The organism is Paenibacillus sp. LS1, assembly GCF_026013365.1.
GTDB lineage: Bacteria > Bacillota > Bacilli > Paenibacillales > Paenibacillaceae > Paenibacillus.
Map to the genome: position 1 here is coordinate 199,430 of NZ_JAPDOE010000003.1, position 26,445 is coordinate 225,874.

The following is a 26,445-nucleotide window of genomic DNA, read 5'->3' on the forward strand; positions in this document are numbered from 1 at the left end:
GCATGGATGCAGCAGCACATTCGGACTACAGCCCCAGTAACTCACGTTTGGATGCCTCAGGATCATGTACAACTTCAATCTCATGGTCGAAGATCAATGTCGCGCGATCCTGCTCATAAGCAGGCCAGTCCACCCCTGCAGTCTCTGGTTTACCGTTCTTGGCAAACGAAATCCAAGCATCCTGTACTTTGAGCGCCAGTTCCGCTGCGGCCTCATCCGGCTCGGCATTCATATATTTCAATGCAGGTAGTGTATTGAAGACAAAGTACATCTCAATGCTGTGAACCGATTTATGAAGTAGCGGATGCTCTGGCATCACCCAATCGAAACGATACATCCACACTCGTGCATGTTGCTGCTGTGCAGCCGCATATTGTACCGAAGAACGCCAGAAATATAGATCGGTCATGACCTGCGCCTGACCATCTGCCGTTTTGGGATAGCTATCTGCAATAGCCGCACGATTCTCCAGATCCGGCGTCATAAAGTCAACGGCTTGTACCATATCGATCTCTGGTGAATACGGAATATGTGGCTGGATGAATAGCGAACCTTCATGCAACGTTGTGCCGATTAGCAAAGGAATATCCTGCGCCGCACCCTCGATTACTGCCTGAATCGGCGTCTGAGGCAGAGTTACTCCATCCAGTACAGGCTGGAATAACAAGGCCATCCCTGCACCGCTCTGCTGTTTGATCGTTTCTGCGGCTGCAATGATTTGCTCTCCCGGAATGGTCTTTAGCTTCTGGAGATTATCTGGCTCTATGCCAAGAATCTTCAGCATGCCATCGCGCACAGCAGATGCTTGTTCTGCTGGCATGAACTGCGAAGCTCCACTTTGCATAATGACACGTTGGAACAGTCCCTTGGAGGCAGGCATAGCCATCAACGCTGCGATACTCATGCTGCCTGCCGATTCTCCGAATAACGTCACTTGGTTTGCATCACCGCCAAAAGCAGAGATGTTATCTTTCACCCATTGCAGCGCAGCTAGCTGATCCAGCAGACCGACATTCGTTGCAAAGGAGTCACCTAGCGGTGCCATATGCATGAACCCGAGTGGTCCAAGTCGGTAGTTGATCGTCACGACGATTAAGTCACCTCGAATGGCCAACTGTGCACCATCATATACAGGGAAACTTCCGGAGCCGGCTACAAAGGAACCACCGTGAATCCACACCATAACCGGTAGTGGTGCAGCCCCCTTTTCCTCAGGTGCCCAGATGTTCAGATATAGACTATCTTCTGATTCATTCAGGGTTCCTGTCACACCTTCTGGTTGATGGTTTCGTGGCTGTATATTCTCAGGTCCAAATTGAGTGGCCTGTCTTATTCCCTCCCATGACTCGGGTTGAACCGGAGCCTGGAAACGCAACTCACCTACTGGGGGTTTAGCATAGGGTATACCCTTCCATACGCTTGCACCATGCAAAAGCTCGCCTTGAACAGTACCGTACTTCGTTGCAACTTGAAGTTCTCTCATGCCGCTTCTACTTCCTCTCCATGAATAGGTTAGACTAACGATTACGCGTATCGCATGCGTATCACTTTGAGTATAAATCGTAGGTGTACCCATCTACAACTTTACCCAAACTTATGGGTATAGCTACGTTTCACGTGGAACTTTTATAGAAGTATTATAGAGTTTAACTTGTCCCTAGCCAGCGAATCTTTCTACCTAAAAATTTACTAATTAGTAGGTAATTTGACTTAAAAAAAATTTTACCATATAGTTAATAATTTATTAACTAATGATTAAGGATGAGCAATATGAATTTAATTAAAAATCACCAACTGGTAATTCCACAAAATTGGAGTTCAAAATCTTCTTTCTCTCGAAAACAATGGCTAGATTGGCAAGCAGACTATACAGCAAATATAGCTACAGAACTTAAAATGCAAATTTCTCATAGCGAATTGAAAGAGAGAATATACCTAAATAAAAAAATATTAGACCTTTTTAAATTTAAAGTAGGTATGTTACAGGGACAACTTTTTTATTCACATCTCTTTTTTCTAGCGGATTCAGAAGGAATTATACTGGATATTATCGGAGAAGAATCTCTCCATAATGGACTTAGACCATTAGTCGTTAAGTTAGGAAGTTCAATGGCAATGGAATCAGGAGGGGTTAATGCAATTTCTATTGCTTTAGAAACTGAAGAAAATATATTTCTTAAAGGTGACGAACATCAACTGGAGCCTTTCAAAGAATGGCTATGTCTCTGCTGTCCAATTAAAGTACACGGGAAAACTATAGCCTTTCTTAACTTCTCTCGTTCAACGCCATTTGTTTACGATAGTATATTTGCTCTAGTCTCCTCCATTGTTTCTTATATTGAATTCGAACTAGAAAAGGATTTGAATGATCAGAATCGAATACAAGCATTATTTATTACATACAGTTTTACCACTAGAGAACGTGAGGTTGCTACTCTTTGGTTACAGAATAAGGGAGCATTATATATAAGTGAGAAACTAGGGATCACTGAGGGAACAGTTAGAAATTTTGTGAAGAAAATCTATACGAAATGTAAGGTAAATAACCGAGGAAGTTTTATGCAAAAATTTTATCAATATGACGGGACACGAACTAATTAAACTACTGCGAAAGTCCCGTCTAATTTTTCATTTCTAGTATTAAGTTATTAATTTCAGAAAGATAATGCTTAAATGTAAAACCAGAACCGAGACTGTGATAATCCAAAAAAGTAAAAGTGGTTGATTTAAAAAGCCATCACGGATTGCTTGTACAACCATTATGAGTGTCAAGACAATTAGCGCTATCAACAACAATTTTGTTGCTACAGATTCTGATGTCAGCATCGTCAAAATATACCCTACTGATGTAACAATTAGAGCTAATCTATATTCCTTCAACCAATGACCTCCCTTGTAACGATATACCTATGGGGAAAGCGACATTTACTGCCGCTCCCCTTTTGCTATTGTTAACTATCCAAAGATATATAATGCTGCACCAGTTGCACCGCCAATAATAGCTCCGCCAATGGTTCCACCCACTACTGTGACAGGTAATGCAGGATTAGGGATTCTGCCTACTGCATTACCTATTCCGGCACCAGTAGCTGCATAACCCAAGGTTTGACTAACCAGTCCTCCCCAGTAACCTCCACCACTAATATCAAACAGTTCATCCATATCTACTGCTTCAAAAGCTTGGTTATTAATAGTTAGTTCATTCATTAATACTACCTCCATTTTCTTATAAACATCCAATCTATTATATGTAAGCTATTAACGCTTTTTAGATTGGTATATATCAACTGCCACTGCAACAGAACCTACTAGCAGTCCAGCCATTCCACCAATAACAATGCCACCAGCAGTACCCGGACCTGGAACTGTAGCTGTACCAATAGCAGCTCCTGTAGCAGCTCCTCCTACTATACTTCCAACTAGATCATTCACAATCCCGCCGCCGTTCACATCCATAATTTCCATTTGTGATAAATCCTTAAAATCATTCATTTCTTCACCTCCTTAAGTTGTACATGTAACTTAATCCATTAATAAACATATTTAAATATCTAACACTAGATATTTAAATATGTTTATCTTCTTAGTTATAATTGGAGTGTTCTACTTAAAAACTTTATCTAAAAAATCCATGCACTAAGGGGGCTTACTATAATGAGAGATATAGAATTGCATGCACCAGCTAATCTTTTTAGAGGTTTAGAAGCAGTCGGAGGAATGCTACTAATTACGAATGAAAAACTCCAATTTAATCCACATTCAGTAAATTTCCAAAGAAATCCATTAGAGATAAGAGTTGAAGATATAGCATATATAAAAAAACGTTTGACATGGTTTTTTATCCCTACTGGTATATTAATAAAATTGAAATCTGGTAGAGAATATAAGCTTGTTATGTGGGACCGAGATAGAATAATCGGTAGAGTCAATGAAGCAATAAAGTTATCATCGTCGTAAATCTGACCCTATAGTTTAGTATTTCAGTAATATACATTTATTAAAAACACGATTTACATATGACTCTGGAGGTCAGCATGTTTCTACTCAAAAGATACACAAATCAAAAACAATATGACCAAAAAGATTGTGGTGCAGCATGCTTAGCAACGATATCCCGTCATCATGGTCTGAAAATACCACTCACTCGTATACGTGAAATTGCGGGCACTGACAAACAGGGAACCAATGCACTAGGTATCATAAAAGCAGCAGAACAAATGGGCTTCTCAGCAAAAGGAGTCAAAGGAAACCCAGAAGCTTTCTTCAGTGACTTCCCACTCCCTTGTATCGCTCATGTAGTTATCGATCAGAAGCTTCTCCATTATGTAGTTATACATAAAATCACAAAGAAAAAAGTAGTTATAGCTGACCCAGCAAAAGGAATTGTGAAGTATAGTCCTGAAGAGTTTTTTAAAATTTGGACTGGCATCCTTATTTTTATGGTTCCAACCGCACAATTTCAGAAGAAAGATGAAACACAAGGTGCTTTATCACGGTTCTTCACCCTATTACTCCCACAGAAACGCATGTTGCTTGGGATCTTTTTTGCGTCATTAATATATACGGCTCTAGGAATACTGGGTGCATTTTACTTCAAGTTCTTACTTGATTCTATTGTCCCTTATAGGTTAGAGCAGACCTTGCAATGGATTTCAATTGGTGTCATTGTTCTAACATTATTGCAGACATTATTAAATGCTTTTAGAAGTCACTTACTATTGTATTTAAGTCAGAAGCTCGATATCTCTTTAATTCTTGGATATTACTACCATGTTTTGAGATTACCTCTCTCCTTTTTCGAGACCCGTAAAACAGGCGAGATCATCTCACGACTTCTGGACGCATCCAAGGTTAGAGACGCAATATCCAGTGCTGCTCTAACCATTATGATCGATTCTCTGATGGTTGTTGCAGGAGGAATCATCTTATATACTCAGAACTCCTTCCTTTTTGGTATAACGGCAATTATGGTACCACTATATGCGCTAATTGTTTGGGGATTTCATCGTACATTTGAACGGCAAAACCGTGAACAGATGGAACAGAATGCAGAGCTTACTTCGTATATTGTAGAATCAGTCAACGGCATTGAGACTCTTAAAGCTTATCAGGCTGAAAGAGAAGCCAATCTGGAAACTGAAAAGAAATTTATTAAATTACTACGTACTCTTTTCAGGTTTGGGTACTCCAACAATCTTCAGGCTACTTTAAAAGGAACTCTTCAAGGCGTCGGCGGAATTGTTATCCTTTGGATTGGAGCTAACGAAGTCTTAAAGGGACAATTAACGATGGGACAACTGATTACGTTCAATGCTTTACTTGCATACTTTATAAATCCTATTTTAAACCTGATCAACCTACAATCTTCACTACAGACGGCTGTTGTTGCCGCAGACCGGTTAACTGAAATTATGGATTTGGAACCTGAAAAAAAAGAGTCAGATGAAAACAATATTAAACCATCATCACTGAAGGGATCCATTGACTTCCAAGATGTGCATTTCCGTTATGGAACAAGACAATCCATCCTGAATGGTGTATCTCTACATGTTGACAGAGGAGAAAAAGTTGCGCTTGTAGGGGAGAGCGGTTCTGGTAAGACGACCCTAGTTAAACTATTACTTCGTTTCTATGAGGCGGAAAAGGGAGAACTGTTGATTTCTGAAAATAATATAAAAGACATATCTATCGATTCGCTTCGACAGAAAATAAGTTATATCCCACAACAAACGTTTTTCTTCAGCGGTACGATTAGAGATAACCTTGCTATGGGAGCTACATCTGAGATTCAAATGGATGAAATCATTGAGGCAACTAAGCAAGCAAGTGCTCATGATTTTATTAATCAATTGCCTATGCGTTATCAGACAAATCTTGAGGAGAACGCATCCAACCTGTCAGGAGGCCAGCGTCAACGACTGGCTTTAGCGCGTGCGTTAATTACCAAACCTGACATTCTGATTCTGGATGAGGCAACCAGTAATCTGGACACCACCACGGAAAAAGCCGTATCGGATACGATACATAGCCTAGATGATATGACGATGATCATTATTGCTCACCGCTTAAGTACGGTTATGCGTTGTGATCGTATCTTTGTAATGGACAAAGGTACAGTAGTAGAAGCTGGAACACATGATCAATTGTTACAACAGCGAGGGAGATATTATGAGCTTTGGAAAGATCAGTTACCCGGAATAGATACGGAAACTAGACAAGAAGAGAGTAGTACTCTGCCTAAGTTGGAACACACGGGGGCGATGGTATGAGTCTTAAACTTCTGAATCCTGAAGAGTTGATAGATAGCAGAGAAATGCTAGAAAAGAAATCACCTGCATTTATTAGCTGGTTTCTTATATTACTTACGTTAATATTAGTCATTGCTTTTATCTGGAGCTGGAAAGCTCAGATTGATGTAGTTGTTAAAGCTCCCGGAGTAGTGAAACCTAATGAGAAGATATCCAAAATTGTTAATAAGGCTACAGGAAGTGTTTCAAAAATATATGTACAACAGGGACAACGAGTTCAGGCTGGTGATAAGCTATTTTCTATTCAGACAGGAACTCTTAAAAGCGATAAAACTCGTTTGCAAAATGATTACAAAGAAGCAGAGCAAAGGTTGGCTGGACTTGAACAACTCTCTACAGCACTTTCTTCAGGTAATGGGACGATAAATTCGAATAATACAGCAAGCGCTCTGCTGGGCAATGATAATCCAGTACAAAACAAGTTAGAATTGGATATTTCCAAAACGATTGCTGATCAGGTTGAAACGGATAAAACCATTGCAAATAAACGTCTCCTGCTCAAAAGTCTTAATTACGGAAGAAATTATTTAACCTCTGGTTCCGTGGAATATGAACGATATGAGAACTATAGCCTAAAGGTATCTCAGAATACATTGGCTGAAACACAAATTCAGGAAGAGTACAAACGAGCGATCTTTAACAGTGATGAACTCACCACTACTGCGGCTATAGAAAAACTAAAAACGAACAAGCTACAAATGGAAACTAATCAAAGTGAATTTCGATACACAATACAGTCCGAGTTAGAAGTTGCACTGAAACAAAAACAAACGCTGAAAAAACAAGAATCTGACTTGTACGTTCAGTTGCAGGATAGCATTGATGAGTTGCGAAAACGGAAAAAGGAACTCCATAGCCAAATTAATACAATTCGTTCCAATCTGGATAATTATACGACCACAGCACCTACCTCAGGAGTTATCAATACCATAAATGAAGTAGGTGAAGGACAGCTTATTCAGGAAGGATTGCAAGTCATGGATGTCGTTCCCGTAAATAATACGATCTATTCCATTCAAATTGCTATGAATCACCAAGATATTGGAAGAATACATGAAGGAGATCCTGTGCGTTTTCATTTTGCCGCCTTCCCCTTAGAGGAGTACGGTTCTGTCCTTGGCAAAATAGAATCCATTAGTAGCGATGCTTTAGTAAACCCTCAAGATGGTTCCACTTATTACGTGGTGGAGGCCTCTCTTGAATCAATCCAACTAAAAGATGCCCTTGGTCAGCAGGAACAGATCAAATCAGGTATGCAAACGGAAGCTCATATTATAACGGAGCAGAAGTCAGCACTACAATGGCTCTTAGAGAAAATGGATTTTTGGACTAAATAACTTAATAAAAGGGCCGCCCTTCTGAGCGACTCATCAGGACTATCGAGAATATCTCGATAGTCTTATTTACTTATTCAACTAATATCTGTATTTAACTATCCTTCTACAGGATAACTTACCGTAAACTCAGCACCCTCGATCCATTCGCCCGTAACAAAGTCCCGCCCCTTCACAACCACTCGATCCTTATAAATCTCCACATGAAGCCCTTCACTGCCCTCCAGATGTTCATCCTGATCCGTCCAGAGATAACCTACAGACGACGCATTGAACATCGTTGGCATGTGGCCTGCACCATCGAACATTGTATGCTGTGCCTCCAATTGCCAATGGGTATGGCCCGAGAAGAGGATCGCTTGCGGGTATTTGGACAGAACGGCCTTGAGTTCCGCATCCTGATTCACACCATACCATCCCTGTTCCTTCAGCGATCCTGCTACCCTATCCATAAGCGGCTGGTGCAAGAACAGGAAGATGGGATGATCTAGTGTGGCACGCTCAGACAATTTCGACTCTAGCCACTCCAATTGTTCGGCCGACATATCGCAATCCTTCGGATGAGGTTGCTCGGTGCCCAGGAATATATAATGATACCCATCGATCCAATGATCGTGGTAAGAGCCCCTCATGCCGGTTGTCCCTTCAAAATCACTTAATCGACGCTGCCATAACCCGGCGACTGTAATTGATGCAGCTTCGTCTGAGATATCTTGGCCTTCCTGCTCCAAAGGTGCAGCAGACAACGTATAGGTTCCGCCGGATAGCTGCTCAATCAGTGCTGCTGATTCAGCAGCGGTTTGTTTTTTGACCAGCTCCATATCTGTTTCCTGCTCCAACAACTCGGCTACTTCATGCTCTTTCATCTCAAGCAAAACGATCGGAGGATCTTGCCATACTACAGCTCCAATATCATGATTACCTACCGTGTACCGGATGTCCGGCAAGCTCTCCGCGTGTTGCTTCCATATGCGTTGCAACTCACGATATTCGCTCGGCAGCCCCCGATCCGTCACATCGCCCACATGCATGATTCCGCTACTGCCCTCACTGAACGTAGCTATGTCGGCTAACGCTTGCTCCAGATGTCGGTTATGGATGTGGTCTGCCTCGTCCCGTACATGTGTATCTGTAATGACTTGGAAGGTAGCAAGAGGTTGCTCAGAGATATGTTTATTTTCCATCAAGAATCACTCCATTTCAGTCCAATAATGCCAATCAGAATAAAACCAATCCATACCATCGACGTGAGCCGCAGACGTTCACCGAAATAGTAATGCCCTACGACGCCAATGAGCGTAATGCCCACCCCAGACCAGATCGCATAGGCTACAGCCAGCGGCATATACTTCACTGCAAAATTCAGAAACGTAAAACTTGCGCCATAACATACAAACATCATAATCGAAGGCCATAACCGTGAGAATCCATCCGATACTTTTAGCAAAATAGTAGCACTCAGCTCCAGCCCGATGGCCAGAGCCAACAGAACCCAGCCCAAGTAAGCGTGACTGTTCGTCATCGGCCAAGCCCACCATTCAGCAATTCATGGAACGATTGAATCGTTCTATCCGCCAAGCGGATTTTTCCCGGTTCTCCAATCCCAATCCTGTACCCCGCACCAGCAGTTCGTGCCATCTCCATATCTCCGTCCGTATCTCCAATAACCACCGTATGCTTTACAGATACACCTAACCGTTCACAAGCAAGTATAAGCATATCGGGAAAAGGTTTCCCCCGCTCCACCAGATCTGTACCAATCACCACGTCAAAGAAGGAATCCAGCCCCATCCACTGCAAGTGCTTGACTGCACTAGGTGTATCATCTGCCGTCACGACACCCATAACCACGTCTTCGGTACGGCACTGTTCAAGGAATTCTTGAACTCCCGGTAACGGATGTGCCGGACGATGCTGCTCCATCTCTTCCTCCGCTCGCGCCAAACACTCCCGGACGATAATCTTAGCTTCCGCCCAGCTGAGACCCGCACGATATCCATGCCACGTCAGCACGGCATACACTTCATCCATGGTTCCCATCGCAAGTGGGCCCCGCACATCATACCCATTCATTCGACCCTGGTCATCGTGGAAAGTTCCCCAGATCTGCGGAAGTTCATCTGTGTTAATACGAAGTCCCCGGGTCGCCAACTGGTCTCTGAAGTCGTTCAACACACAATCGGTCCAGAACCCCCACATGCCCGTAAAATCAAGTAATGTTCCATCCTTATCGAACAAAACAGCTTCAATCGGATTCGGTAATCCGTCCATATACGTCTCATCTTGCATTGGTTAAACTCCTTGTCTGCGATCTTGTATAAACGGAAAGGACGGTACAGCATGTACCGCCCCTTTCGCTTGATTCACTTGCCTGTATACGTTTCTTATTTCGTTATACGATCCAGTTCTTTCTGCGCTTTCTCCTTCGCTTCCTTCAGCGCCTGTTCAGCAGGCATATTATTGATTTGTACTTTATCAGCTGCATCTTTCAATGCATCGTTGATTTTGCCACCTGTTGGATCCTGGAATGGAGCCGAAGCGTGAGCTGCTTGTTGCAGTGGTACAGTGATCTGTGGATTTTCCTCACTGAATTTCATGAACTCTGGATCTTGTTGAGCCGATTGACGTACTGCAATATATCCAGTGTTCATGGACCATGAAGCTGTGTTGGACGTCTCAGAGAAATACGTAAACCATTTATAAGCAGCTTGTTGTTGCTCTGGACTCGCTGCTGCCGGAATACCTGCCAAAATGGCATTTGCTACCGGTTTACCTTCACCAATGCCTTCCCAACCTGGTTGTTGCATCGCAGCGACTACGCTAAAGTCCAAGTCACCTTGGTCACCACTAGATCCGGTGTAACCTGCTGCTTTGTTTTTCATCACATTATCAATCGTTTTGTACCAATATTCCCAACCTTGACCACCATACTCGATGCCCATGATTTTGTCTTCGTTAATCCATTTACGGAACAGGTCCCATGTCTCGATCCACTCTGGGGAGTCAATCATGACGGTTTTGCCATCGTCGCTAAGAATCTGACCACCCTTACCCAATACGGCATCAATCATGTTGTCTTTACCCCACATCGGTTGCCAGCCAGAGAAGGTTGTCTTGCCATTCTCTTGTTTACTCATCTTCGCTGCTGCTTCAGCCAACGCTTCCCATGTTGTCAGACTCGCTGGATCGATTCCGTTCTCTTTTAACGTATCCATGCGGTAATACATGATTTGGGTCGTTCCATACATAGGTAGGAAGTATTGCTTACCATCCACTTCCCCTTGGTTCAGGAACGTTTGAATGAAATCGTCTTTCTTAAAATTCGGGTCTGCCGCGATCATCTCATCCATCGGTGCATAGTATCCTTTGCGCGCCCAGTCTATGTTAGCACTCAGTACAGCGGCCGGAACCTTCTTGGAAGCAATCGCTGCTTGCAGCTTCTGTTCCGTCTCCGTGTAATCTGCTTGTACAATTCCCTTCACAACGACTTCGTTCTGGGAGGCATTGAACGCATCAATCGTTTTTTTCATGTTATCGCCCAGATTACCACCCAGACCATACCAGAATTCAATCTCCACCGGATCTTTCGCCTGAGCTTCGGTTCCACTGGCAGCAGCCGTCGTGCTTGATTCTGCAGGTGCTTGTGTTCCACAAGCCGTCAGTAGCGCAAAGCTGGTCGCGAGTACCAGCGACATGCCACCCTTCCAGTTCAACCTCAATCTCTTTTTCCATGTCATGCTTGCCTGACTCCAATTCATTGTCGTTCCTCCCGTTTTAGGTGAAATGTTAGTTTGCATAAATTGAACTAAGAAATATTTACACTAGCCACTCCAATGACAGAACAACCTTCCGATCGCTGTTATCCCCAGATTTTTTTGATTCCTTTTTATAAAGGTGAAATCCGGGGATAAAGGCGAGCGCTTCGCTTCTTCAGATTATTTCTGTCCTCTCCGTTTTGTGTAAATGTTTATTTCAATTTATATAGTAGGGTAGTTAATATCAGTTCTTGTTCACACCAGCCGTGATATTCACGCTCTGCATGATGGTCTTCTGGGTGAACAGGAAGAGAATAAGTAGTGGTGCGATAGTGAAGGCACTCGCAGCCATAATCTGTGGCCAAGCCAGTCCATATGCCCCACCTTCTACAAAGAAGCTGCGCAGACCAGCCGATACCAGCTGCAGATCAGGGTCTTTGGTGATGAGCATAGGCCAGAAATAATTGTTGTACTGTTCAATAAATGTAATCAGAACCATCACGGCGAAGCTCGAGCGAACAAGCGGCGTGATAATTGTCCAGAGAATCCGGAAGTGAGATGCACCGTCCAGCTGTCCGGCTTCCACTAATTCATGAGATACCTGCATGAACGCCTGCCGGATCAGGAAGATTGAGAACACGCTGACACAGTTGGATACAATTAAGCCTGTGTAGGAATCCAACAGGTTAAGTTCGCTAAGCACCAGGTAACTAGGCAGATACACGGCTGTACTCGGTATCATATAACCCACCAGAATCAGGGATGTCAGTACACCTTTGAGACGGAATTTCATATGTGTCAGGGCGTACGCCATCATACTGGAGTTGACGATCTGAAATAGACAGATGGCTAATGCTACCCCGGTACTGTTCAGGATGTAACGGGCAAATGGTGCCGCATTCCAGGCGTCTACATAGTTGCTCCACAGGAATGTCTCCGGCCAGAAGGTCGGCGGGAACTGCCAGATCTCATCATTGGTTTTGAATCCGCTAATGACCATCCAATAGAAGGGAAAGGCTGTACCCAGCGCGATAACGGCTAACAGGAGGTAGCGGATCATTTTACTTATTTTAAAATTGGTATGTGACACGTTCTGCAACTCCTTGCGCTTCATCCGTTTAGACTTTTTGTTGGGCAATGTCATTGTCATTAGTAGTGCACCAGACGTCTGCCAAGCAGGAAGGATACTCCCGAGAGCAACACGCAGATCAGAATAATCACAACGGCAATGGACGAAGCTTCACCTACGTTAAAGGATTCGAATGCAGACTGGTAATACATGTACAGCAACGTTCTCGTTGATCCCGCCGGTCCGCCCTGCGTCATGACATTAATCTGGTCATAAGCTTGCAAGGACTGGATTGTAAGAATAATCGAGAGAAAGAATGTCGTTGGTGAGATCAGTGGCAGTGTGATACTTCTGAACTTGTCCCAACGGTTTGCCCCATCGATTGAAGCTGCTTCGAGTAGATCGGACGGTAGATTTCGTAGTGCAACCAGATAAAATACCATCGCCCACCCAATTGACTTCCAAAGAGTAACGATCAGAACGGCAACCAATGCCCAGTCTGCGTCACGCAACCAGCCAATCGGAGATACACCAGCCCAGCCCAGCATGAGATTAGCAAGTCCCACTTCGGGCTCGAAGATCCAGGACCACGCAATGGACACCGCAACTGTCGGGGTGACCCAAGGTGAGAAGAGCAATGTCCGGAAGATGCCGGATGATTTGATTTTGCTATTCATGAGCATCGCAAGTGCCAATCCGCCCACAATGGTTGGAATTACACTCCCCAGTCCGAATAACAAGGTGACTTTCAGTGATCGATAGAATTCAGAGTTCGTCAGCAGATAACTGTAATTGTCCAATCCAACGAACAACTTGTCCGGGCTCATGAAGTCCCAATCGGTGAAACTGAGATAAACGATATATCCCAGAGGTCCCAGCCAGAAGATCAGCAATGGGATTAGAGCTGGCAGCGTGAATAGAACCGCTTCAGACTCCCTCCATAGTTTTAAACGCAAATCCCCCACTCCTTACTGTCCAATTTTTCTTTAATGATTGGGAATTTTTGATTATAATCAACTCTATATTTCTTCTGTACAAAATTGATTGTACACTCGTATTGAAAATTCTAATTCCGGGTTATGTTAAAATTGGAGCAAGTCATGTAAAATATGAGGCAGCTAGTGGGAACGCTATCATAAACCAGAGGTGACATTGTGGGAAAAGAAACTGCCGGGAACCCGAATCATTCTTCGTTATCCGATCGGCATGCGCTGAGGGAGCGAGTCATTGAGGCCATCGCTAATACGATGGATCTGTATGGAGTTAATCATACGTTTGGCAAATTATACGGCATCATGTATTTTGAAGATCGACCGATGACACTTGAAGAGATGAAGACCTCGATGAATATGAGCAAGAGCAACATGAGCTATGCGGTTCGTTCGCTTACGGAGTCACAGATGATCTATAAACTGGAGGAAAAGAAGGACCGTCAGGATCAGTATCTGGCTGAGACCGACTTTTATCGTACATTTCAGAATTTCTTCGGGGCCAAGCTCCAACGGGAAGTGGATGTCATGTTAGAAGGCATTCGTGAAGTCATCCCTGACCTATCGGTCATGATCCTTTCGGAACATACTTCTTCCGATGATCGAGATGATGCACTGCGTGATCTGCACAAACTCCAACATGCGGAGCAGTATTACGTCTGGCTACAAGGATTCGTGGATCAATTGCGGGACGGTAAATTTTACGAAAATGCTTCGCATACACCCAATAAAGATTAGTACACTACATGGTGGAATAACGCCGCTATGATTCGTGTGTTGAGTCACACTAAACGCAAAAAGGAGCTGTCCCTAGCCAATGTATGGCTTTTGGAACAGCTCTTTTTTATTCTATCTATTATACTGTCATATCCTATCCATTATTAGGGGTTCTCTTTTCCATATGCTACTGCGTTAATGACCCCTTTATCATCTTGAAAATATTACTTTTGCGCTGCAGCTTCGATATCTGCATATGCCCAGTGTGTTGCTGGTACATCGATGAACGATGTTGTTGCTGCACCAGTTAACGGTGTACGGTTAAACAGTACATTCAACACTTTCACCGCTTCAGCACGCGTCAACTTGCTATCCGGTTTGAACGTACCATCGTTATAACCAACCATCAGGCCAGCGGATTGCACATAAGCAACGGCTTCTGCTGCCCACAGGTCTGCGGATACGTCTGTGAAGGACACTGCTGTAACTGTCGTCGTTGCTGTGTTTGCTTGCTGATCTTGCATCCAGCGATAGGCAATGGTAGCCATTTGAGCACGGGTGATCGAACCTTCTGGTGCAAATTGGGTGTTGCTCATGCCGTTCATAATACCAGCAGATTGAGCTTTTTGAATCTCACCCGTTGCCCAGTGTTTTGCAGATACATCCTTGTAGCTCACCCCATTAGTAGAACCTGTTGCCGCTTCAGTTGAAAGATTGCGAGCCAGCATTGCCGCCATTTGTGCACGTGTTACGAATGCATCCGGACGGAAGTCAGCACCAAAACCTTGGATGTAAGGTTGATGTGTACCTTGTGAAGCTTTCAGTCCATCCACAACAACGAGGGTGAATGTACTGAATTTCGTTACGGTAAACTCAATGCCTTCGCTATTATCAGCGAGTGTTACCAGTTTGCCTTGAATCAATTCTTTTGTGCCGTCACTGTGTTCGATATAGATTGCCAGGTTGTCCAATGCTTGCTGACGAGCAGCCGGATCGGTTGGCAGACTACCACGAAGTGGCAACGTAAGTGTCACTTCTCGGCTCTGCATATTCGTGTCGATCTCTACCGGACGAGCCAGCACACGCACATTGGTATTCGGAGCAATCTGTTGAATCAACTGCTCTTTCTTCGCACGCTCTTCGACTTCCTGGCGCTGGGATTCCTGTTTCAGTGGAACCACACGGAAGTACAAGTCTTGATCAAATCCAGCGATGGAATTCGTCGGAACGGAAATCACTACATTTTCAGTGGAAATCTCCAGCTTGAGTGAGCCATCATTCAGTTCTTTTACCGCTGCCTTAGGCACTTCAATACGTGTCTCGGACACGGCATCTTTGGTGTCTGGGATAACAATGCGTGCGGTGTTCATGTTCAATTGCTTCGCTTTTTCCACCGATTCCTTGGCAATTGCTTCGGTCATTTTCACCAAATCTTTGATTGTGCCGTTGGTTTCGGTTGTACGTGTGATTGGTGTCTTGGTCAGATTGGTGCCGTTAGCTCCATTGACATCTACCACGATCTGTTGCTGATTCGTGGTTGGTGCAGGGGTAGATGTTACAGGCGTAGTCGTAGACGCTCCGCCACCTGTGTTTCCACCCGGGTTAGGTGTTGGTGTATTTGATGTGAACGTAAGTGTTGTCCATTTCCATATCGGTGTATTGCCTTTGGCTCTTACACGAACCACAATTTTTTGGTTGCCTTCAAATCGATCTGTTTCACTAAATTTATTCCAAGTCGCCCCATTATCTTTGGAGTATTCCATCGTTTCATCTGCACCGATAACCACATTGGCTGTATCATCAGCAGTCACATTAGGCGCTGGGGGAGCAAAGAACAAGTCAAATGCTCTTTGAATATCTTTAATTTTTTCATATCCTCCAACAGGTCGTTCACTAAGCATCCACTCTGCGAGTTGTTGCTGTTCCGCATTCGTTGATAATGTTACTATCTGGTCAAACTTCAGAGGAGATTCCTGAAGACTTAATCCTGGATTGTTGGCTAAAAGTATTTGGTACTGCATTTGAAGCATTTGGTACAAATTCAAGTTATTTAATATCTCACTCGCTGTCTCTGCTTGGTTAATTGAAGGAAATTCTTCAGATAGCGTAAACATTAAACCTACAGCCGATTCAGTGTCCGTTGCAACAGAAGTGAACTTCGCAATATAAGCAATTAACTGCTGATCCGCCTGATTAGCTTTCAGATAAAAATCTGCTGCTTTCTTGAACTGTTCAAACTCTTCCTCAGAGAACAGATTAGCACCTTTTACAATGACCTGATCGTAAATGTTATTTAATGCAGAAGCCATATCTCGGTAATCTAACCGATACCCCAAAAGGATATTGATACTTATATCTACAATAAATTGAACCTGATCTTCATTGTAAGATCCCGATCTCGGAGTCATTTGGACTAATGTAGCAGCAACTGTCTTTTGTTCTTGATCTGTTAGCTCACTAAACGCTCCAGGTTGATTGAGCAGATCTGTATTTTTTAATATGGATAACACTGTAACTTTATCCTTGATATCTATCGCTGCGTTCAGCTGCTTCAGCGATTGCTTCTCAGGAGTGCCAAAGAACTCATCAAATGCTTCCTGCGCGACTTTATATGTTAAATAGCCATTACCCGGCTTTTTCAACAGCATCCAGTCAGCCAGCTTCTCCATTTCAGTCATGTTGGAGGAAATGCTTTTCATTTTACTAAAATCAAGCGGGAATGTACCAACGAGGGTCTCTTTATCTGTGCCTTTAAACGCCTCTGCTTGTTCTTGAAGCTGATATAATTCCGTTAGCGCATTAATCATTTCACTCTGTGTTGAGACATTCGTAAAATTGGTAATTTGGCTCGATGCCATAGAAAGATTCATAACTGATTCTTCAAGGAATGGATTATTAGCAATTCGCTGTAGTTTAATTTTGAATGCCAGCACGTTCTGTTCCAAATCAGAAGCCAGAAAATATCGATCTAACATCGGTTTAATCATATTCAGATATTCAGAACTAACCGATGCTGCAAAAGTAAGAGTTTTGTCGTAATAAGTAGTCAATCTCTCTTGGACATCGGACAACTCATTTGCTTTCATTACTGAAATACCTTGTTGAATATAATCTAACAAAAATTGAACCTCACTGTTACTCTCATACCCATTAGCAGGCTCATTCATATGTCCCGCTAAGGTTACCAGTGCATTTTGCTCTTCCAGAGGTAGAGATTCAAACTCCGGCGTCGTAGTGATGAAATTTTCATTTTTGAACAGTTCAGTTATTTTAGCTGCATCAAAATTTTGACCAATAGAGTTATTGAACTCACCCAGTGGTGTAGTGAACTCAATGGATTGCATCTGATAAGCAAAATCCGAGTAACGATCCTGAACAATTACGTTAAAATAGTAGGTTTCACCTTCTGTTAAGTTGGTAACTATTCTTGAAAATGATCCATCTGTAGACTCTGAACCAGAAATCCAATTGCCATAAGAATGATCTACTGTGCTATTGTTGATTTCGTTCGCGTCCGTAAGATCAGAGTTTTTGGAAAAGAAAACCCTATAATTTAATTCATATGATGCAGTATTATCGGATTGAGCATATTCCCATTTAACCTCTACCGAATTATCGTCCACACCCTTCACCGTGATTAAACCATTATTACCGGGTACCGGATACGATGCTCCTGCACTAACCTTTCCTGCTGGTGCAAGCCATGGAGCCACCAACACCAAAATAAGCAACATGCTCATTATTTTTCTGTACTGCATTTTTATTTTTCCTCCCTAATCTCGCTTGTTAAATATAGGTATATTGTAGTACACAACTCTGAACGGATTCTGAACATTAGAGCAAATAAAAGGTATTAGTACCACTTATAGATATAAAATTTGTGAAAAAATCTCATTTTCTTCGTCATTATTCAACATTTTTATTTTGAGATATACTATCTTAGACCTATAAATGCATAACACGAGATTCAAACAAAATTAGAATATACTCCTCTGAATTTCAGTAGAACAAAAGAAGACCACCTATTCTTGGGTGGCCTTCTTTTGTTCTACCATATTAGCTTGCTCGGAACTAAAAACTACGAGCTTTTTGTCTCTTGATCTTGCACTGATATTACTTCTGCGCAGCAGCTTCGATATCTGCATATGCCCAGTGTGTTGCTGGTACATCGTTGAACGTTGGCGTAACTGCACCAGTGAGTGGTTCGCGGTTAAACAATACATTCAATACTTTCACTGCTTCCGCACGCGTCAGCTTACTGTCCGGTTTGAATGTACCATCGTTGTAACCAACCATCAGGCCAGCGGATTGCACGTATGCAATGGCTTCTGCTGCCCACAGGTCTGCGGATACATCTGTGAAGGAAACTGCTGTACCATTTACGGTTGTAGTACCCGCCTGTTGCTGCTGCATCCAGCGGTATGCAATCATCGCCATTTGAGCACAGGTGATCGAACCTTCCGGCGCAAATTGAGTCGCGCTCATGCCGTTCATGATGCCTGCGGATTGAGCCTTTTGAATCTCACTTGTTGCCCAGTGTGTTGCAGATATATCCTTGTAGCTCACGCTATCCGCGGAACCTGCTGCCACTTCAGTTGGAAGATTGCGAGCCAGCATCGCTGCCATTTGTGCACGTGTTACGAATGCATCTGGACGGAAATCTGCACCGAAACCTTGGATGTACGGCTGGTGTTTACTTTGTGAAGCTTTCAGTCCATCCACAACAACGAGAGTGAACGTACTGAATTTCGTTACGGTAAATTCGATGCCTTCGCTGTTATCTGCCAGTTGCACCAGTTTGCCTTGAATCAATTCTTTTGTTCCGTCACTGTGTTCGATGTAGATCGCCAGGTTGTCCAAAGCCTGCTGACGAGCAGCCGGATCGGTTGGCAAGCTGTCACGTAGTGGCAAAGTCAACGTCACTTCGCGACTCTGCATATTCGTGTCGATCTCTACCGGACGAGCCAGTACACGAACATTGGTATTCGGAGCAATCTGTTGAATCAACTGCTCTTTCTTTGCACGTTCTTCCACTTCTTTGCGCTCCGATTCCTGTTTCAGTGGAACTACACGGAAGTACAAATCTTGGTCAAATCCAGCGATGGAATTCGTCGGAACAGAGATGATCGCATTCTCTGTAGAAATCTCCAGCTTGAGTGAACCATCATTCAGTGCTTTTACCGCTGCTTTAGGCAGTTCAATACGTGTCTCGGACACGGCATCTTTGGTGTCTGGAATGACAATGCGTGCTGTATTCATGTTTAATTGCTTCGCTTTTTCCACCGATTCCTTGGCAATCGCTTCGGTCATTTTCACCAAATCTTTGATCGTGCCGTTGGTTTCGGTTGTACGGGTGATCGGTGTCTTGGTCAAGTTGGTACCATTTGCCCCATTAACGTCAACCACGATCTGTTCTTGTTTCGTTGTTGGTGCAGGGGTAGACGTTACTGGTGTGGTCGTGGACGATCCACCACCAGTGTTTCCACCCGGGTTAGGCGTTGAGCCATTACCGTTATCAGTGTTGCTATCACCGTTCTGTGTAAAGACAATCTTTATCGCGCGTCCTGGCAGTTCATCACTAACTGCTTTATGACGAACCCATACCGTTTTATTACCACTAAAGTCCGTTTTCTGAATAGAGGCAACGTCAATCCAATGCAGTTTGTCGTCAAAGGAGATTTCCATCGTGCTGTCCAAGCCCGTTATGGTGTTATTGATGTCATTCCCCTTCACATTCGGAGCCGTAAAGAATCGGTTAAATACATACTGTAGATTCCCAACAGTCTCGTAGCTGTCTTGTTCAGTAAGCATCCACTCTGTCAGTTCCTTTTGATCTTCGGAACTGAGTTCTGCCCTTTTGGATACATCAAGGGCGCCTGTAAGATCAAATTCGTATTTCTCGAAGAAAGGTTCCGCGTTAATCTGAACGTTCATAGCATCTTCGAGCCATTGATTCATTGGAATCAACTTGGTAGCTTTATCAATAGACTGATACGATTCAGTGAAAAGATATAGCACAATCATAGGTTCCACAATATCTCCTTGATAATAGCCTTCCAACTTTTCGTAGGCTATTGAATACAAGAATCTATAAGCAAAAACATTTTTATCTATTTCATTGGTACGTTTCAAGTAATCTTTACCATAAGTGCTAAATTCATTTGCTTGTTGATCATTAAAGTAATTTGATGCATCTTTCAATTTCTGAGCAAATGCATCCAGTGTATTTTCAAGAGCAGTAAGTTCATTCTGCTCCCATAGAGATTGTACCAAGACACCAAGCTCAATCATATATTGAACCTGACCTTTATTCTTAAAATCTCCTTCTGCATATCGGATGAGGAATCCTGCAATGAAATTTTTGACCTGCGGGGTTAGAGCACCGTAGCCATTAGGCAGAGTAATACCCAGATCTGGATTCTCCATAGCTACACGCATAGCGGCTCTATCACCATTAGTTTTTGCAGTATTTAAGACAGTCAATGGATCGCTTTCGTTATCATCAGGGAAAAATTTATTAAATGCAGTCTGAATTTCTTCAAAACTTGCATATCCACCAAGTGGTCTCTCATTAAGCATATGTTCTGCTAATTGTTCCCGTTCTTCGTTTATCAAACTACCCCATTTGCTGATTTCCAGAGGAAATACTCTAAGTGAATTTTCTTGATTTTCTTCATCGCCATTGTATGATTCAATACCTGTCTGAATATCGTACATATCTTGTAGAACGTCTTCCATATCACCAAGTGTTTCAACCTTATTGATAAAAGGGGTATTATTCACTAGCCTCTCTTTGTATTCCAAAATTTTTCTGATAGAAGGATTGTTTGCGAGCTTCCCCTCATATAAGAAAGTGGTCATACTTCGTTCAATTGATGAAGAGTTAAGATATAGGTCCATTTTTTCATAATAATCAACTTCTTCACCAGGGGACTGTGCCAAAGTTTGATAATATTTATCAAGTACTTCTAATGAGTCTGGTCCTCCAATCTTGCGAGGAAGTTCGAGTGCTTGTAGAGCCAACTGTACTAAATATTGAACTTGTTCCTTATTCTCATATCCGTTAATTGTTGGCGGTGATAAATATAGCAAATAATCTACAATATCATCCTGATCCTCTTCAGATAACAATTTGAAATCAGGATCGGCTATGAAGTTTTTATTGCCAAGTAATTCAATTAGTTCAGGTTTGAGATCTATCTGTGAATTCTGATCCTTCGTTTGTATAATTTCGTTAAATTGCTCCAACAAGGCTGAACTATTGGGTTCGAAAAAAGCATCAAACGTAGTTTGAACTTCAGATACCGTTTCATAACCGTTCTGCGGCTTATGATCAATCATCCATTGTGCAAGTTCTTCTCTCTTTTGATTATTGTCTTCAATGGCCTCCATCTTCTCCATCTGAACTGGAAAAGGCTCCATAGTACTGGTCATTCGGTTGTGTTTCATCATGGAGTCAAGTGCTACTTTCATACTTGATACATCACTAAGAGTATTAATTGGTCGATAATCATCGATTAATGTTTTCATCAAAGTAAGCTGTGAACCATAAGGTACAGAATCTTGTGATCTGTTTAGGAAAGCCCCAAACATAGCAATATTCATAAACATTGGCTTATCGGCACCACTCAACATGTTAAAGGCAACGCTTGCCTCAACCATTGACTGAGCTTCGTCATAAGGTAGAAAACCTCCCGCCTGACTATACAATCCATATATCTCATCCAAAAGATACTGTGCATTATTCGAATTCATCACTTTAGGCATTTTTAACAAGTTATATAGAAGTGCAAAAACATACTCAACTTGGTTTTGATTCTCATAATCTATTTCACGTGGTAGCAAAAGAATTATTCCTCGAGCCAGTTCTTTCTTTTGCTCATCATTCAGCAGGTTATAGGTGGTGGAGATATCCGTGATATCTATTAAACTGCCGCTCTCCAACATACCCCGAACTTCTGGAATGGCTGCTTCAATATCCATATCTGAACTTCTGATTTGGTTAAGTTGGTCCAATGGAGTAAACGGGTCAGCACTTGCAACCCCACCCACGCTAACCACCTGTAATAACAAAACCGCAACTAAAAGGCAGCTTATCAGCTTTCTGTAATTCATGTAATTGATCCTCCCTATCTCATGTTTTTTACACACAAATCCATTACCTCTAATACGTAAGGCCTATTGTATTGCACTGCGATAAACAGAATCTAAACAAAAAAGAGCAAATAAAAGGAAAAAGATCCACCCTGTAGTACAAAAATAGGATAGATCTCAACTTTTTTCGTCATATTTCATCATTTTATTTTAAAAAAATATTCTTTTGGACCTATATAACTCCACTTCTTAAATCAAGGTGTACCCGCCATCCACATACAACGTACTGCCCGTCGTGAACGTATTCGTCATCAGATACGTAACTGTATGTGCAATTTCTTCATTGTGGCCAACCCGCTTGAGCAGGGACAGCTTCTCATAATCTTTAAAATGATCGCCGCGTGGCGTGCCTTCCTGCCCTTCCCGCCAGATGGTCCCGGGGGATACGACATTCACACGAACCGGTGCTAATTCCACCGCGAGTGCTTTACCCAGACTCTCAATTGCACCGTTACATGCAGCATAGGAAGCACCACCATCCAGTGGTCGCTGGCTGAATCCACCAGACATCAACGTGATCGAACCGGAAGCCAAAAGATGCGGTGCAGCGTATTTAGCAGCAAAGTATTGAGGCCAGAACTTGCCTTTGAAACAACTCTCTGCCGTCTCCCGATCCGATGTCAGTGGTCCCCGGGTGTAGGCAGCACCGGGCGTGAACAGATGATCGAACGTGCCGATTCGGGCAAAAAACGCTTCGAGTTGCTGTTCATCCTGATTGTCCAATATATGAACTTCAACCACCGCTTCCCCATGCTCGCCTTTGCCTCGAACCTTCCCAATCTGTTCCCTCACTTCCTCCAGTCTGGACGCTGATCTGCCTGCTATAATCACATCCGCACCTACCTCTGCTGCCTGAATTGCCGTAGCCAGTCCGATGCCTGAGCTCCCGCCAATAACAACGACCCGTTTATTCTCCAATGTATAGTGACTCATCTATGATCATCCTCTCATCTCCGGTTATATAAGTGCATGTGCTCTCACGTTGTGTTCATTATTCATGAAATGAAGAACGTTGAATAGTACGCATTTACATCGTACCTAGTACGAATATTCGTACTATTGGAGCAGCTCACCACGGTTTTCCCCCATTTTTTCATAGAGACGATCGAGCAGAGATCACGAAAATCCGGTATGATGGAGATACATATAGACATATAAACTGAGGTGATTACTATGGATTTACAAGAACCCAGGTTACAGGGAGTATTAACAACGCTGGAGACCATTAATGGGAAGTGGAAACCCCTTATCTTGTTTATTTTATTGAAGGAAGGTACGAAACGATTTGGTGAACTACGACGCATGATTCCTGATGTAGCCCAAGGTACGTTAACGAAACAACTGCGCGAGCTGGAGCAGGATCAAATTATTGTGCGCACGCTTTATGGGGATGTTCCACCGAAGGTGGAATACAGCTTGTCCGAACACGGACAGACGATCGGTACGTTATTGGACGGCATGTGTGGTTGGGGTAAAGAACATCTGAGCTACCTAAATAGCACATAAGGCGCCATTACGGACAAGGGTAACACGAGCGAAGCGACTTGAATAACAACTATAAAATGAAATGCTACAGCAAGGTATCAGGTATCCAACAATCCAGCCATTCCAAGAACACCTTTATCCTGACCGCCCTGCTTGTGTAAGCATTACCATTCCTCTATAATTTCGTTCAGATGCACAATATGGATATCGGGCGGAATGATCATCAGAGAAGATATGCATTTAGCACGATGAGATGGAAGGGGAGGAGCTTCGTTGTTGCAGCTTTCGGAAAAACAGGCACAGGATATTGTCGATAAAATGATGCAGGACATCCCCTACAACATCAACATTATGAATGAACACGGCATTATTATGGGGAGCGGGCAGAAGGAACGTGTGGGCACGATTCATCAGGGTGCTGTCCGCGCGTTAACGACAGGAAGCATGATTGAAGTCTGGCAGGATGGCATACTTGAGAAAATGGGGACCAACGAACCGATTCTAATCAATCAGCAGCATGTCGGAGTCATTGGCATATCCGGTCATCCGGATGAAGTTCGACCTTTCTGCAACATCGTGCGTACTACCGTGTCTCTCTTGATCGAACAGCGTAATAAATTGGAAAGTATGGCGCATGAAGCTTCACGTAAAAAAGCCTTTATCGAACGACTGCTGAATCAATCGGGTTCCTACTCACAAAAGGTCAAAAAGGAAGCCCTGCAATATCGTATCGATTTGCAGTTGCCAACCGTTCTTCTATATGTCCGTTTCCCCGGGAAATCCATCGCGGCTGACACTGAGATCAACCGAATATTGCTCCAAGTTCCCTCATTCTCTGTTGAAGGTGATGGCGACACACAGATCATCCTGATCCAGAATGAAGCAGACGTTGATCCGATGATCCAGCGTTTGAGACAGGTCACTCCCGAAGCATTCATCGCGGTCAGCCGAAAAGAAGCCAATATCGCCACCGGGTATGAACAGGCCCGGTCTGTGATGAACATTCTACTGGCACTTCAACCAGACTCACCGATCATTCGGTATGAGGATGTCCCCTTTCTGGTACGATTCAGTGCGGCTGATCTAACACCTCATGCCAATATCGTTAGCAAACTTGAGGATACAGCTGACCTGCTGAATACGTTGCGCAGTTTTATCCATCATAACGGCAGCATGACCACGACAGCGGACCATCTCAATATTCATCGCAATACCCTTCAATATCGGCTCAAACGCATACAGACCCTGACGGGCAAAGACCCGCGTAATTGGCTCGAGCTCATCGAGCTTACCCACGGATTACTCGCGTTCTATCAGTAGCGTCAGAACAGCTTCGAGAATAGCAAAAGACGAGACACAGATCACCTGATTTCAGGCATACCCGTATCCCGTCTTTTTCACATCTCATTCCAATACGTCGGATTTATGCAAAATACTCACCTAAGATAGTAGGCCCAGTTTCAGCACCCGGGCAATATTCTCGGTTGTACGCTCCACATTCTCCGGGCCTTCTCGCAATAGTCGCTCCAGATCTGCTGCCCCAGGCACAATACCAAATATGGCATCAATGCCTTCCCCGTACAGGGTTTCAATCCCTTCGCCCACGTAGCCTGCAATGGCAATTACAGGTTTACCCGCTTCCTTGGCTGCACGAGCAACGCCATAGGGGGTCTTGCCAAATTTCGTTTGAAAGTCGATACCGCCTTCGCCCGTAAATACGACATCCGCAGCAATTAATTTTTCACGCAACTCAGTGTATTCAATGACAATTTCAACACCTTTACGCAACACTGCCTGTGTAAAAATCAAAAGTCCCGCACCCAGTCCGCCAGCCGCTCCGGCACCGGGTATATCACGGATATCTTTGTGCAGCTGCTGCTTTACCACGTCTGCATAATGGGACAGGTTCGCATCCAGTTGCTCAACCATCTCTGGGGTAGCTCCTTTTTGCGGCCCAAACACCCTTGATGCACCATGCTCCCCACAGAGCGGATTGGTCACATCACAGGCCACAATGAACTCCACTTCCTGCAAACGCTCATCCAGACCCGACACATCAATCTGAGTCAGTTGATCCAAAGCCCCGCCACCCCGCGCAATCGGCTGACCCTGTTCATCCAAAAACTTCGCACCAAGTGCTTCAGCCATGCCCGCACCACCATCATTAGTCGCACTGCCACCTATGCCGATGATGATTTTGCGTATGCCACGGTCCAGACACGCTCGAATCAACTCGCCCGTTCCATAGGTTGTCGTCCGTAGCGGATCTCGGGTTTCTTTGGTTACCAGATGTATGCCACTGGCCGATGCCATCTCGATGGCCGCCGTTGTTCCGTCACCCAGAATGCCATACTGGGCAGTCACCGTCTGACCTAATGGCCCGCTCACCTCTTGCTGGTGAAGGGAACCGCCGGAAGCATCCACAAGGGACTGCACCGTACCTTCCCCACCATCCGCCATGGGTACATGAATATAACCTGCCGTCGGATATATTTTACGCAATCCTTTTTCCATCGCGATACATACTTCTTTCGCTGTCATGCTTTCTTTGAACGAATCCGGTGCCAAAACAAATGTCTTCTCTGTAATATCTCCAGTTTCTCTCATCTCTCTCACTCCATCCGTTAGATTAAA

At 43.6% G+C, this 26,445-nt stretch carries 20 protein-coding genes; 7 read left to right on the forward strand and 13 right to left on the reverse strand.

The annotated features are described in order from the left end of the window. Positions 1 to 25: 25 nt before the first annotated feature. A complete protein-coding gene (locus OM416_RS16270) occupies positions 26 to 1,483 on the reverse strand; it encodes a carboxylesterase/lipase family protein (protein WP_264931108.1) in 1,458 nt (485 codons plus the stop codon). A gap of 287 nt (positions 1,484 to 1,770) precedes the next feature. Between OM416_RS16270 and OM416_RS16275 the strand changes: the two genes are divergently transcribed. Beyond that, complete coding sequence (locus OM416_RS16275; RefSeq protein ID WP_264931110.1) at positions 1,771 to 2,601, forward strand: helix-turn-helix transcriptional regulator; 831 nt, start codon at positions 1,771 to 1,773, stop codon at positions 2,599 to 2,601. 354 nt (positions 2,602 to 2,955) lie between these two features. Here the strand turns inward: OM416_RS16275 and OM416_RS16280 are convergent, their stop codons facing one another. Further along, positions 2,956 to 3,207: a Blp family class II bacteriocin gene (locus OM416_RS16280; RefSeq protein WP_264931112.1), complete on the reverse strand. Its 252-nt coding sequence runs from the start codon at positions 3,205 to 3,207 to the stop codon at positions 2,956 to 2,958. A gap of 51 nt (positions 3,208 to 3,258) precedes the next feature. Further along, positions 3,259 to 3,492: a Blp family class II bacteriocin gene (locus OM416_RS16285; RefSeq protein ID WP_264931114.1), complete on the reverse strand. Its 234-nt coding sequence runs from the start codon at positions 3,490 to 3,492 to the stop codon at positions 3,259 to 3,261. A gap of 162 nt (positions 3,493 to 3,654) precedes the next feature. Here OM416_RS16285 and OM416_RS16290 point away from each other — a divergent pair, with 162 nt between their 5' ends. From OM416_RS16290 to OM416_RS16300, 3 genes are all read left to right on the forward strand, one after another. After that, positions 3,655 to 3,957, forward strand: a complete 303-nt coding sequence (locus OM416_RS16290; RefSeq protein WP_264931116.1) for a hypothetical protein — start codon at positions 3,655 to 3,657, stop codon at positions 3,955 to 3,957. Positions 3,958 to 4,034: 77 nt separating this feature from the next. Next, positions 4,035 to 6,269, forward strand: coding sequence for a peptidase domain-containing ABC transporter (locus tag OM416_RS16295; RefSeq protein WP_264931118.1), 2,235 nt, complete (start codon positions 4,035 to 4,037; stop codon positions 6,267 to 6,269). Further along, positions 6,266 to 7,645, forward strand: a complete 1,380-nt coding sequence (locus OM416_RS16300) for an HlyD family efflux transporter periplasmic adaptor subunit (protein WP_264931120.1) — start codon at positions 6,266 to 6,268, stop codon at positions 7,643 to 7,645. Before OM416_RS16295 ends, OM416_RS16300 begins: the two co-directional genes overlap by 4 nt. 95 nt (positions 7,646 to 7,740) lie before the next feature. On the opposite strand, the gene OM416_RS16305 is transcribed toward OM416_RS16300, so the two are convergent. From OM416_RS16305 to OM416_RS16330, 6 genes are all read right to left on the reverse strand, one after another. Continuing rightward, positions 7,741 to 8,826, reverse strand: coding sequence for a metallophosphoesterase family protein (locus tag OM416_RS16305; protein WP_264931122.1), 1,086 nt, complete (start codon positions 8,824 to 8,826; stop codon positions 7,741 to 7,743). Continuing rightward, positions 8,826 to 9,164 carry a DMT family transporter gene (locus OM416_RS16310; RefSeq protein WP_062836644.1) on the reverse strand — a complete coding sequence of 113 codons (339 nt, stop codon included), beginning with the start codon at positions 9,162 to 9,164 and terminating at the stop codon, positions 8,826 to 8,828. The genes OM416_RS16305 and OM416_RS16310 overlap by 1 nt, the downstream gene beginning before the upstream one ends. Beyond that, on the reverse strand, positions 9,161 to 9,931 hold the full coding sequence (locus OM416_RS16315; RefSeq protein WP_264931125.1) for an HAD family hydrolase: 771 nt from the start codon (positions 9,929 to 9,931) through the stop codon (positions 9,161 to 9,163). The genes OM416_RS16310 and OM416_RS16315 overlap by 4 nt, the downstream gene beginning before the upstream one ends. Before the next feature lie 95 nt (positions 9,932 to 10,026). Next, positions 10,027 to 11,400, reverse strand: coding sequence for an ABC transporter substrate-binding protein (locus OM416_RS16320; RefSeq protein WP_264931128.1), 1,374 nt, complete (start codon positions 11,398 to 11,400; stop codon positions 10,027 to 10,029). 241 nt (positions 11,401 to 11,641) lie between these two features. Next, positions 11,642 to 12,457 carry a carbohydrate ABC transporter permease gene (locus OM416_RS16325; protein WP_248278243.1) on the reverse strand — a complete coding sequence of 272 codons (816 nt, stop codon included), beginning with the start codon at positions 12,455 to 12,457 and terminating at the stop codon, positions 11,642 to 11,644. 89 nt (positions 12,458 to 12,546) lie between these two features. Then, positions 12,547 to 13,422, reverse strand: a complete 876-nt coding sequence (locus OM416_RS16330; RefSeq protein ID WP_145150545.1) for a carbohydrate ABC transporter permease — start codon at positions 13,420 to 13,422, stop codon at positions 12,547 to 12,549. Between the two features lie 198 nt (positions 13,423 to 13,620). On the opposite strand from OM416_RS16330, the gene OM416_RS16335 reads away from it, so the two are divergent. Next, on the forward strand, positions 13,621 to 14,193 hold the full coding sequence (locus tag OM416_RS16335; RefSeq protein WP_264931131.1) for a GbsR/MarR family transcriptional regulator: 573 nt from the start codon (positions 13,621 to 13,623) through the stop codon (positions 14,191 to 14,193). A gap of 203 nt (positions 14,194 to 14,396) precedes the next feature. Here the strand turns inward: OM416_RS16335 and OM416_RS16340 are convergent, their stop codons facing one another. The 3 genes from OM416_RS16340 to OM416_RS16350 form a co-directional block, all read right to left on the reverse strand. Further along, positions 14,397 to 17,930: a DUF4073 domain-containing protein gene (locus OM416_RS16340; protein ID WP_264931133.1), complete on the reverse strand. Its 3,534-nt coding sequence runs from the start codon at positions 17,928 to 17,930 to the stop codon at positions 14,397 to 14,399. Positions 17,931 to 18,285: 355 nt separating this feature from the next. Next, entirely contained in the window at positions 18,286 to 22,287 is a 4,002-nt protein-coding gene (locus OM416_RS16345) for an S-layer homology domain-containing protein (RefSeq protein WP_264931135.1), read from the reverse strand. 228 nt (positions 22,288 to 22,515) lie between these two features. Beyond that, positions 22,516 to 23,259, reverse strand: a complete 744-nt coding sequence (locus tag OM416_RS16350; RefSeq protein ID WP_264931137.1) for an SDR family oxidoreductase — start codon at positions 23,257 to 23,259, stop codon at positions 22,516 to 22,518. Positions 23,260 to 23,499: 240 nt separating this feature from the next. Between OM416_RS16350 and OM416_RS16355 the strand changes: the two genes are divergently transcribed. Together OM416_RS16355 and OM416_RS16360 are read left to right on the forward strand one after the other, a co-directional pair. Beyond that, positions 23,500 to 23,832, forward strand: coding sequence for a winged helix-turn-helix transcriptional regulator (locus tag OM416_RS16355; protein ID WP_264931139.1), 333 nt, complete (start codon positions 23,500 to 23,502; stop codon positions 23,830 to 23,832). A 252-nt stretch (positions 23,833 to 24,084) separates the two neighbouring features. Then, positions 24,085 to 25,131: a CdaR family transcriptional regulator gene (locus tag OM416_RS16360; RefSeq protein ID WP_264931141.1), complete on the forward strand. Its 1,047-nt coding sequence runs from the start codon at positions 24,085 to 24,087 to the stop codon at positions 25,129 to 25,131. 120 nt (positions 25,132 to 25,251) lie between these two features. Here the strand turns inward: OM416_RS16360 and OM416_RS16365 are convergent, their stop codons facing one another. After that, positions 25,252 to 26,400, reverse strand: a complete 1,149-nt coding sequence (locus tag OM416_RS16365) for a glycerate kinase (protein ID WP_264931510.1) — start codon at positions 26,398 to 26,400, stop codon at positions 25,252 to 25,254. Between the last annotated feature and the right edge of the window lie 45 nt (positions 26,401 to 26,445).

What these genes read in the sequence shown, in the direction of transcription:
- OM416_RS16270 (WP_264931108.1), bottom strand. Translation starts at nt 1,483, where the DNA reads ATGAGAGAACTTCAAGTTGCAACGAAGTACGGTACTGTTCAAGGCGAG.
- OM416_RS16275 (WP_264931110.1), top strand. Translation starts at nt 1,771, where the DNA reads ATGAATTTAATTAAAAATCACCAACTGGTAATTCCACAAAATTGGAGT.
- OM416_RS16280 (WP_264931112.1), bottom strand. Translation starts at nt 3,207, where the DNA reads ATGAATGAACTAACTATTAATAACCAAGCTTTTGAAGCAGTAGATATG.
- OM416_RS16285 (WP_264931114.1), bottom strand. Translation starts at nt 3,492, where the DNA reads ATGAATGATTTTAAGGATTTATCACAAATGGAAATTATGGATGTGAAC.
- OM416_RS16290 (WP_264931116.1), top strand. Translation starts at nt 3,655, where the DNA reads ATGAGAGATATAGAATTGCATGCACCAGCTAATCTTTTTAGAGGTTTA.
- OM416_RS16295 (WP_264931118.1), top strand. Translation starts at nt 4,035, where the DNA reads ATGTTTCTACTCAAAAGATACACAAATCAAAAACAATATGACCAAAAA.
- OM416_RS16300 (WP_264931120.1), top strand. Translation starts at nt 6,266, where the DNA reads ATGAGTCTTAAACTTCTGAATCCTGAAGAGTTGATAGATAGCAGAGAA.
- OM416_RS16305 (WP_264931122.1), bottom strand. Translation starts at nt 8,826, where the DNA reads ATGGAAAATAAACATATCTCTGAGCAACCTCTTGCTACCTTCCAAGTC.
- OM416_RS16310 (WP_062836644.1), bottom strand. Translation starts at nt 9,164, where the DNA reads ATGACGAACAGTCACGCTTACTTGGGCTGGGTTCTGTTGGCTCTGGCC.
- OM416_RS16315 (WP_264931125.1), bottom strand. Translation starts at nt 9,931, where the DNA reads ATGCAAGATGAGACGTATATGGACGGATTACCGAATCCGATTGAAGCT.
- OM416_RS16320 (WP_264931128.1), bottom strand. Translation starts at nt 11,400, where the DNA reads ATGAATTGGAGTCAGGCAAGCATGACATGGAAAAAGAGATTGAGGTTG.
- OM416_RS16325 (WP_248278243.1), bottom strand. Translation starts at nt 12,457, where the DNA reads ATGATCCGCTACCTCCTGTTAGCCGTTATCGCGCTGGGTACAGCCTTT.
- OM416_RS16340 (WP_264931133.1), bottom strand. Translation starts at nt 17,930, where the DNA reads ATGCAGTACAGAAAAATAATGAGCATGTTGCTTATTTTGGTGTTGGTG.
- OM416_RS16345 (WP_264931135.1), bottom strand. Translation starts at nt 22,287, where the DNA reads ATGAATTACAGAAAGCTGATAAGCTGCCTTTTAGTTGCGGTTTTGTTA.
- OM416_RS16350 (WP_264931137.1), bottom strand. Translation starts at nt 23,259, where the DNA reads ATGAGTCACTATACATTGGAGAATAAACGGGTCGTTGTTATTGGCGGG.
- OM416_RS16355 (WP_264931139.1), top strand. Translation starts at nt 23,500, where the DNA reads ATGGATTTACAAGAACCCAGGTTACAGGGAGTATTAACAACGCTGGAG.